Origin of the sequence: Actinophytocola sp. (assembly GCF_035712165.1) — a bacterium.
Taxonomy (GTDB): Bacteria; Actinomycetota; Actinomycetes; order Mycobacteriales; family Pseudonocardiaceae; genus DASYTH01.
Genome location: NZ_DASTBH010000105.1, coordinates 1 through 8,261 on the forward strand (window position 1 = coordinate 1; position 8,261 = coordinate 8,261).

The 8,261-nt window shown below is 72.1% G+C and carries 10 protein-coding genes and 1 riboswitch; of the genes, 4 read left to right on the forward strand and 6 right to left on the reverse strand.

Annotated elements, in window-relative coordinates:
* A partial coding sequence (locus VFO68_RS05415) for a thiamine phosphate synthase (protein ID WP_325157041.1) occupies window positions 1-290 on the reverse strand: 290 nt, incomplete at its 3' end.
* 59 nt (window positions 291-349) lie between these two features.
* Window positions 350-459, forward strand: a riboswitch (TPP riboswitch).
* Between VFO68_RS05415 and thiO the strand changes: the two genes are divergently transcribed.
* From thiO to VFO68_RS05430, 3 genes are all read left to right on the forward strand, one after another.
* A complete protein-coding gene (thiO, locus tag VFO68_RS05420; RefSeq protein WP_325157042.1) occupies window positions 448-1,539 on the forward strand; it encodes a glycine oxidase ThiO in 1,092 nt (363 codons plus the stop codon). It overlaps the preceding riboswitch by 12 nt.
* Window positions 1,536-1,739, forward strand: coding sequence for a sulfur carrier protein ThiS (gene thiS / locus VFO68_RS05425; RefSeq protein WP_325157043.1), 204 nt, complete (start codon window positions 1,536-1,538; stop codon window positions 1,737-1,739). The genes thiO and thiS overlap by 4 nt, the downstream gene beginning before the upstream one ends.
* 3 nt (window positions 1,740-1,742) lie before the next feature.
* Window positions 1,743-2,504 carry a thiazole synthase gene (locus tag VFO68_RS05430; RefSeq protein ID WP_325157044.1) on the forward strand — a complete coding sequence of 254 codons (762 nt, stop codon included), beginning with the start codon at window positions 1,743-1,745 and terminating at the stop codon, window positions 2,502-2,504.
* Between the two features lie 95 nt (window positions 2,505-2,599).
* Here VFO68_RS05430 and VFO68_RS05435 read toward each other — a convergent pair whose 3' ends face one another.
* From VFO68_RS05435 to thiC, 3 genes are read right to left on the reverse strand one after another with little or no spacing between them, the layout of a single operon-like run.
* On the reverse strand, window positions 2,600-3,418 hold the full coding sequence (locus VFO68_RS05435; RefSeq protein WP_325157045.1) for an ion transporter: 819 nt from the start codon (window positions 3,416-3,418) through the stop codon (window positions 2,600-2,602).
* Window positions 3,415-4,257 (reverse strand): bifunctional hydroxymethylpyrimidine kinase/phosphomethylpyrimidine kinase, encoded by an 843-nt coding sequence (gene thiD / locus VFO68_RS05440; protein WP_325157046.1) that lies wholly within the window; start codon window positions 4,255-4,257, stop codon window positions 3,415-3,417. Before thiD ends, VFO68_RS05435 begins: the two co-directional genes overlap by 4 nt.
* Window positions 4,254-5,903, reverse strand: coding sequence for a phosphomethylpyrimidine synthase ThiC (thiC, locus tag VFO68_RS05445; RefSeq protein WP_325157047.1), 1,650 nt, complete (start codon window positions 5,901-5,903; stop codon window positions 4,254-4,256). The genes thiD and thiC overlap by 4 nt, the downstream gene beginning before the upstream one ends.
* 197 nt (window positions 5,904-6,100) lie before the next feature.
* Here thiC and VFO68_RS05450 point away from each other — a divergent pair, with 197 nt between their 5' ends.
* Window positions 6,101-6,781, forward strand: coding sequence for a hypothetical protein (locus VFO68_RS05450; protein ID WP_325157048.1), 681 nt, complete (start codon window positions 6,101-6,103; stop codon window positions 6,779-6,781).
* Here the strand turns inward: VFO68_RS05450 and VFO68_RS05455 are convergent.
* Together VFO68_RS05455 and VFO68_RS05460 are read right to left on the reverse strand one after the other, a co-directional pair.
* Window positions 6,778-7,386 (reverse strand): LysE family translocator, encoded by a 609-nt coding sequence (locus VFO68_RS05455; RefSeq protein ID WP_325157049.1) that lies wholly within the window; start codon window positions 7,384-7,386, stop codon window positions 6,778-6,780. The two genes, VFO68_RS05450 and VFO68_RS05455, sit on opposite strands and share 4 nt — an antisense overlap.
* Before the next feature lie 47 nt (window positions 7,387-7,433).
* Window positions 7,434-8,261, reverse strand: an 828-nt coding sequence (locus VFO68_RS05460) for a S1C family serine protease (RefSeq protein WP_325157050.1), incomplete at its 5' end; no start/stop codon positions are given.

Here is an 8,261-nt window from a genome sequence, read left to right on the forward strand (position 1 = left end):
AGGTCGTCCTGGCCGAGATGCAGCACGTCGGCGCCGGCCGCGAGCGCCACGTCCGCGCGGTCGTTGACCGCGAGCAGCGCGCCGTGCCGGGCGCACGCCTCGGCCAGCACCGCCAGCGCCGCGAGCTCGGGCCCGGCCTCCAACCCCTTGTGCCGCAACTGCACGATGTCCACGCCGCCGGCAAGGGCGGCGTCGGCGAACTCGCCGAGATCCGGGCGCAGCCCGGTGCACAGGTAGAGCCGCGCGCCGGCCAGCCGCCGCCTGATCTGATCCCCGTCCAGTCCTGGCATGGGAGTAGTAGTACCGCTGGCGTGAATTTCGGGTGCGACGGGTGGGGTACGGTCGAAGTGGTGGCTAGCACGGGAGCCCGGTGGGACCGGGCTGAGAGGGGATCTGCCGATCCCGACCGTCGAACCTGATCCGGGTCATGCCGGCGCAGGGAGCGTGATGAGCAAACAGATCGCGGTGGTGGGCGGCGGGGTCATCGGCCTGTCGGTGGCCTGGCGGCTGGCCTGCGCCGGGCACCGCGTGCGGCTGATCGACCCGGCGCCGGCCAGCGGGGCGTCCTGGGTGGCCGGCGGGATGCTGGCGCCGGTGGCCGAGGCCGGTCCCGGCGAGGAAGGCCTGCTCGAGCTCGGCTCCGCCTCGCTCGCGTCCTGGCCGGCGTTCGCCGCGACGCTGACGGCCGAGGCGGAGGATCCCGGTCTGCGTACCGACGGGACGGTGCTGGCCGGACTGGACGCGGCCGACGCGGCCGAACTGGAGGCGCTGGCCGGGTATCTGGACCAGCTCGGCCGGTCGGTGCGCCGGCTGTCCGGCCGGGAGCTGCGTGCGCTGGAGCCGGGACTTGCCCCGAATGTCCGAAGTGGACTTCTGGTGCCCGGGGATCTCGCGGTGGACAACCGGCTGCTGCTCACCAGTCTGCGGACGGCGGCCCGGCGGCGCGGCGTGGAATTCCTCAACGCCTCGGCACGCGCGGTCCGGCTGGGCACGGTCGAGCTGACCGATGGGTCCACAGTGGACATCGAGATCACGGTGATCGCGGCCGGGGCGTGGAGCGGGAGCCTGCATCCCGCGCTCGCCGGGCTGGTCCGCCCGGTGAAGGGCGAGATTCTGCGGCTGCGGGGGCGATCCGGCGCGCTGCCGCCGCCGCGCCGGACCGTGCGCGGGATCGTCGAGGGCCGGCCGGTCTACCTGGTGCCGAGGGCCGGCGGCGAGCTGGTGCTCGGCGCGACCCAGTACGAGGCCGGGTTCGACACCGACGTGACCGTGCGCGGGGTGCGCGACCTGCTCGCCGACGCCGAACGGATCCTGCCCGGCATCGCCGAGTACGCGCTGGTCGAGTGCGCGGCCGGGCTGCGCGCCGGCAGCCGGGACAATCTGCCGCTGATCGGCTGGCTGGAACCGGGCGTGCTGGTGGCCACCGGCCACCACCGCAACGGCCTGCTGCTGGCCCCGGTCACCGCCGACGCGGTGGCCGCACTGGTCGACGGCGGAACGCACTTCGCCGCGGCGTTCGAACCGGAGGGAGCGACATGATCGAGGCGAGGGTCAACGGGGTGGACCGCGAACTGGCCGAGGGCAGCACCGTGGCCACGCTGCTCGGCGAGCTGGGCGTGCCGGCCGCCGGGGTGGCGGTGGCGCTGGACGGGGTGGTGGTGCCGCGCGCCGCGCACGTGCACACGACGGTGCCGGACGGTGCCGTGGTCGAGGTGCTCACCGCGGTACAGGGCGGCTGAGCCATGGACGATCCCCTCGTCATCGCCGGCCGGGAGTACAGCTCCCGGTTGATCATGGGTACCGGCGGCGCGGGCAACCTGTCGGTGCTGGAGCGCGCGCTGGTGGCCGCCGGCACCGAGCTGACCACCGTGTCGATCCGCCGGGTGGACACGGCCGGCGGCTCCGGGGTGCTGGACCTGTTGCGGCGCCTGGGAATCGACGCGCTGCCCAACACGGCCGGCTGCCGCACTGCGGCCGAGGCGGTGCTGACCGCCCGGCTGGCCCGGGAGGCGCTCGGCACCGGCTGGGTCAAGCTGGAGGTGATCGCCGACGACCGCACCCTGCTGCCCGACCCGGTCGAACTGCTCGACGCCGCGGGCACCCTGGTCGCCGACGGCTTCACCGTGCTCGCCTACACCAACGACGACCCGGTGCTGGCGCTGCGGCTGGAGGAGGCCGGCTGCGCGGCGGTGATGCCGCTCGGCTCGCCGATCGGCACCGGCCTGGGTATCCGCAACCCGCACAACATCGAGCTGATCGTGGCCAGGGCCGGGGTGCCGGTCGTGCTCGACGCCGGTATCGGCACCGCCTCCGACGCCACCCTCGCGATGGAGCTCGGCTGCGCCGCCGTCCTGCTGGCCACCGCCGTGACCAGAGCCACCGACCCGGAACGCATGGCCGCCGCCATGCGGCACGCCGTGCAGGCCGGCCGCCTGGCCCGGGGCGCAGGCCGCATCCCGCAACGCTTCTGGGCCCAGGCCACTAGTCCGCCTCTCCGGACTTAATGCGGTGGTGCGTTCCAGCGAACGGTGCGGGCAACAGGTGGATTGTGGCTGGCTGCCGTCACGGTCCCCTGAGGTTCCGTTGGCCGGCCCAAGACCTAATTCGACGACCCTCCCGCGTGGGCCGCGCGCAGTGCGTCGACATCGGCGCGCAGGGCGCGGATCTCGTCGAGCAGCATACGGTCGGAGGCGGCCTGGTCGGCCGCGTGCTTCTCCTCGGCCTGCACCATCTCGTCGGTCACGCCCCGCTCCATCCCGCCCACGATCACCGCGATGAACAGGTTCAACACCGCGAACGTGGACACCAGGATGTAGACCACGAAGAAGATCCAGGCCATCGGCGCCTCGGCCATCACCTCGCGGGCGATGTCCGGCCACGCCTCCCCGGTCATCACCTGGAACAGCGTGAACAGCGTGGTGCCCAGATCACCGAAGTACTCCGGGGCGATGTGCCCGAACAGCTTGGTCGCCATCACCGCGGCCACGTACAGCACCAGGCCGAGCAGCAGCCCGATCGAGGCCATGCCCGGCACCGCGGCCAGCAGCCCGTTGACCACCCGGCGCATCGCCGGAACCATCGAGACCAGCCGCAGCACCCGCAGCACCCGCAGGGCCCGCAGCACGGAGAACGGCCCGGTCGCCGGGATCAGCGAGATCGCCACCACCACGAAGTCGAACACGCTCCAGGCGTCGGTGAAGAACCGCATTCCGTAGGCGTAGAGCCGTAACGCCAGCTCCACGACGAAGATCCCGAGCGCGATCCGGTCGGCCACGTGTAACAGTGGGCCGAACTCCGCGACCAGCTTCGGCGAGGTCTCCAGGCCGAGCGTGACCGCGTTCACGATGATCACGATGATGATGAACTGCTGGAACCGTCTGTGCTCGACGAGGTTTCGGACGCGTTCGCGGGAAGTCACGGCCCCGATTCTGCAGGATCTTCCTGCGCCAGCCGCCACATTGGAGAGACCGGTCCCACCCCGGCGCCGAGCGGGTAGGCGGCCCGGACCGACCGGGTGACGAACCGCTTGCCGTACCGGACCGCCGCCGGCAGGTCCATGCCCCGGGCCAGTGCGGCGGTGATCGACGAGGCCATCGTGTCGCCGCTGCCGTGGGTGTGCTTCGTGTCCATCCGCGCCGCCGGCAGTTCGGTGAACGTCCGGCCGTCGTAGAACAGGTCGACGCACTCCGGATCGTCGCGCATGTGCCCGCCCTTGACCAGCGCGCATCCGGCGCCCAACTCGACCAGCGCGACCGCGGCATCGCGCTGGTCGGCGCGGTTGCGCACGCCGATCCCGGTGAGCAGCGCGACCTCGTCCAGGTTGGGGGTGACCAGCGTGGCCCGGGGAAACAGCTCGGACCGCAGCGCCTGCAGGGCATCCTTGTGCAGCAACGGATCGCCGTGCATCGACGCGGCGACCGGGTCCACCACGAACGGGATCCGGCCGCCCTGCCCGATGTCCACCCGGTCACAGGCCTTGGCCACCGCCTCGATGATCTCGGCACTGGCCAGCATTCCGGTTTTCGCGGCCTGCACGCCGATGTCGGTGGCCACCGTCTCGATCTGGGCGGCCACGATGCCGGCCGGGATCTCGGCGACCGCGCTGACCGCGAGCGAGTTCTGCACGGTGACCGCGGTGACGGCGACCAGGCCGTGCACCCGGCAGGCGAAGAACGTGCGCAGGTCGGCCTGCAGCCCCGCGCCGCCGCCGGAGTCCGACCCGGCGATGGTCAGCGCCCGGGGCGGGGTGGGTGTCATTGGTCCGTGACCGGGAGGTAGACCCGGTCGCCGTGCCGGTGGAACTCCGCTGACATCTCCCGCATCCCCGCGTCCAGTGCGTCCACATCGGACATTCCGTGCTCCTCGGCATAGCGGCGGACGTCCTGGGTGATCCGCATGGAGCAGAACTTGGGCCCGCACATCGAGCAGAAGTGCGCGGTCTTGGCCGGTTCGGCCGGCAGCGTCTCGTCGTGGAACGACCGTGCGGTGTCCGGGTCCAGCGCGAGGTTGAACTGGTCCACCCAGCGGAACTCGAACCGGGCCCGGGACAGCGCGTCGTCCCAGTCCTGCGCGTGCGGGTGGCCCTTGGCCAGGTCGGCGGAGTGCGCCGCGATCTTGTAGGTGATCACGCCGGTCTTCACGTCGTCCCGGTCCGGCAGGCCGAGGTGCTCCTTGGGGGTGACGTAGCAGAGCATCGCGGTGCCGGCCCAGCCGATCTGCGCGGCGCCGATCGCCGAGGTGATGTGGTCGTAGCCGGGCGACACGTCCGTCGCGAGCGGACCGAGCGTGTAGAACGGGGCCTCGCCGCACAGTTCGTCACACAGCCGGACGTTCTCGGCGATCTTGTGCAGCGGCACGTGGCCCGGCCCCTCGATCATCACCTGCACGTCGCGGTCCCGGGCGACGTGGGTCAACTCGCCCAGGGTGCGCAACTCGGCGAACTGGGCCGCGTCGTTGGCGTCGGCGATGCAGCCGGGCCGCAGCCCGTCGCCGAGTGAGAACGTGACGTCGTAGCCGCGCAGAATGTCGCACAGTTCCGCGAAGTGCGTGTAGAGGAAGCTCTCCTGATGATGGGCGAGGCACCAGGCGGCCATGATCGACCCGCCGCGCGAGACGATCCCGGTGATCCGCCTGGCGGTCAACGGGATGTACCGCAGCAGCACGCCGGCGTGCACGGTCATGTAGTCCACGCCCTGTTCGCACTGCTCGATCACGGTGTCCCGGTAGACCTCCCAGGACAGCCGGGTGGGGTCGCCGCCGACCCGTTCGAGCGCCTGGTAGATCGGCACGGTGCCGATCGGAACCGGCGAGTTGCGCAGGATCCATTCCCTGGTCTCGGAAATCCGCTTGCCGGTGGACAGGTCCATCACGGTGTCGGCGCCCCACCGGGCAGCCCACACCATCTTGTCCACCTCCTCCTCGATCGAGGAGGACACCGCGGAGTTGCCGATGTTGGCGTTGATCTTGACCAGGAACCGCTTGCCGATCACCGCGGGCTCGGACTCGGGATGCTTGCGGTTGACCGGAATGACCGCTCGCCCGAGGGCCACCTCCTGGCGGACGAACTCCGGCTCGACGCCTTCCCGGGCGGCGCAGAACCGCATCTCGTCGGTGACGATCCCGGCCTTGGCGTAGGCCAGCTGGGTCACCGCGCCGCGCACCGGCTCCCGTCCGGCGATCCAACCCTCCCGTAGTTTGTTCAGTCCTTTGTGGACGTCGATGGTGGCGTCCGGGTCGGTGTACGGCCCGGAGGTGTCGTACCGGTCGAAGTGCTCCCCGTTGGTCAGCTCCACCCGGCGCACCGGCACCCGCAGCTCACCGTGCTCCAGGTACACCTTGTGTGATCCGCTGATCGATCCGGTGGTCACGTTCGGCCGGACGGAGCGGTCGTCCAGAGCGGTCATGCGCAGTTCCTCCCTACGCCGGCATTACCCGGTCAGGTTCAGGCGGTCGGCGGCACCGGGTTTTCGGCCCAGCCACCCTCTCAGCCCGCTTCCGGCGCGAGCTCCCGCGTGTTGAGTTATCCCCGTCGAGGGTAGTCAGCAACGCCCGAACCCCGCCAGAGGCGACTAACCCACCCGGTTCGGCGTACGGTGCTGGAATGGCGCGGATGGAGAGCTATCCGCCGGGCGGCCGGCGGGTGTCCCGGCCCGACTCGGCCACGCCGTGCACGAACTGCGGTGAGCTGGTCGGGCGCGGTTACCCGGACTGTGTCATCTGCGCCGAACGGATCGACGGTCTGTGGTGGGCGGACTGGCAGGCGTTGCTCGCCGAGGAGAACATCGCGGCCGGCACCGACCAGGAGGGTGTGCTGGCCCGGCGGGTGCTGTCCGATGAGGTCGGCCGGCACCCGTGGACCTGCACCGACTGGGCACTGTGGCTGCTGCGCTGCGGCCGGTGCGGCGGCCAGCTCGGCTCGGGCGACTCCGGCTGCATGGCCTGTGCCGCCGCCGACCAGGCGCGCTGGGCGTGGGACTTCCAGGCGCTCGGCGATGCCATGACCCCCAACGAGCACGCGCTGCGGCTCGCGGTCGCCGGGCTGCGCGCGCCGCATCGGCACCGCCGCACGATCGTCACCGGCTGGCGGCTGATCCTGCCGTTCCTGTTCGTGGGGGAGCTGCCGACCGCGGCGGCGGCCCAGAAGATCCGCGGCCACATCCTGGCCGGCCGCTACCCCGAACTGGCCCGCGCGCCGAGCATCGCCGCCATGGCCTACCTCCCCGACCTGCCGTGGCGGCGCAACGGCGCCGTCGAGAACACGGCGAAGGAGACCGCCAGTTAGGACTCCACGGCCAGGCGGATGCCCAGCGCGATCAGCACCGCGCCGGAGATCCGCTCCAGCCGGCGTTTGATCGAGGTACGGCCGAGCCAGCCGATGATCCTCGTGATCAGCGCGACGATCAGCAGGTACCAGACGGTGTCCACGAGCACCCACAACGCCGCCAGCAGCACCAGCGCCCAGCGCGCGCTGCCCGGCGGGACGAACTGCGGCAGGAACGAGATGGCGAACACCGCGAGCTTCGGGTTGGCCAGGTTGGTCAGCATCCCGGCCCGGAACCCCGAGCCGGTGGTCGGTTCCGGCCGGTCGGCGTCGCCGCCCCGGTGCCGGCCGAACAGCGCCTTCGCGCCGAACCAGAGCAGCACGCACACCCCCACGACGCGCAGCACCTCGTAGGCCACCTGGTTGGCGATCAGCAGGACGGACAGCCCGAGCGCGGCGGCGACGGCCCAGAACGCGACGCCGACCTCCATGCCGGCCACGGTGGCCAACGCTCCCCGCCGCCCGCCCCGGACCGACTGCTTGAGCAGCATCGCGGTGCCCACGCCGGGCACCATCGCCAGCAGCAGCGATGCGAGCAGAAAGGCCAGCAGGCCGGACCACGTCATGCCGTCCATGGTGCCGCCAAGCCCCTGGCGCGCCTACCGGTTTTTCATCACTCGGCGGAAAGCTCGACCGGCCGGGCGTACACGTCGACCATGGCGCCGTTGCGGAGCACGGTGATGGCCAGGTCGGTGCCGATCACCTCGCCGAACAGTTGGCGCTGGATGCCCTGGGCGTCGCTGACCCGTTCCCGGGCCACGGTCAGCACCAGATCGCCGGTGCGCAGCCCGGCGCGGTGCGCCGGTCCGCCGCCGACCACCTCGACCACCCGCAGCCCGGCCCGCTGCCCGGTGCGCTCGGCCACGTCGTCCGGCAGTGGCGCGGGCATCCCGACGATGCCGAGGTAGGCGCGCCGGACCCGGCCCTCGACCAGCAGCGTGTCCACGATCCGCAGCGTGGTGCCGTTCACCGGGACGGCCAGGCCCAGCCCGAACCCGGCGACCGCGGTGTTGATCCCGACCACCCGGCCGGCCGAGTCGGCCAGCGCGCCGCCGGAGTTGCCCGGGTTGAGCGCGGCGTCGGTCTGGATCACGTCCTCGATCACCCGCCCGGCCCGCCCGGCCCGCACCGGCAGCGACCGGCCCAGCGCGCTGACCACCCCGGCGGTGACCGATCCGGCCAGCCCCAGCGGGCTGCCGACCGCCACCACGAGCTGGCCGACCACCAGCCGGTCGGCGTCGCCCAGCGTGGCCGCCGGCGGGGCGTCCCCGGGCACCCGCAGCACCGCCAGATCGGACAACGGGTCGGTGCCGACCACCTGGAACGGGGTCTCGGTGCCGTCGGAGAAGGTCGCGGTGCCGCGCCGGCCGGCGTCGACCACGTGCGCGTTGGTCAGCAGGTGGCCGGCCTCGTCGAACACCACGGCCGAACCACCGCCGCG

What these genes read in the sequence shown, in the direction of transcription:
- thiO (WP_325157042.1), top strand. Translation starts at nt 448, where the DNA reads ATGAGCAAACAGATCGCGGTGGTGGGCGGCGGGGTCATCGGCCTGTCG.
- thiS (WP_325157043.1), top strand. Translation starts at nt 1,536, where the DNA reads ATGATCGAGGCGAGGGTCAACGGGGTGGACCGCGAACTGGCCGAGGGC.
- VFO68_RS05430 (WP_325157044.1), top strand. Translation starts at nt 1,743, where the DNA reads ATGGACGATCCCCTCGTCATCGCCGGCCGGGAGTACAGCTCCCGGTTG.
- thiD (WP_325157046.1), bottom strand. Translation starts at nt 4,257, where the DNA reads ATGACACCCACCCCGCCCCGGGCGCTGACCATCGCCGGGTCGGACTCC.
- thiC (WP_325157047.1), bottom strand. Translation starts at nt 5,903, where the DNA reads ATGACCGCTCTGGACGACCGCTCCGTCCGGCCGAACGTGACCACCGGA.
- VFO68_RS05450 (WP_325157048.1), top strand. Translation starts at nt 6,101, where the DNA reads ATGGCGCGGATGGAGAGCTATCCGCCGGGCGGCCGGCGGGTGTCCCGG.
- VFO68_RS05455 (WP_325157049.1), bottom strand. Translation starts at nt 7,386, where the DNA reads ATGACGTGGTCCGGCCTGCTGGCCTTTCTGCTCGCATCGCTGCTGCTG.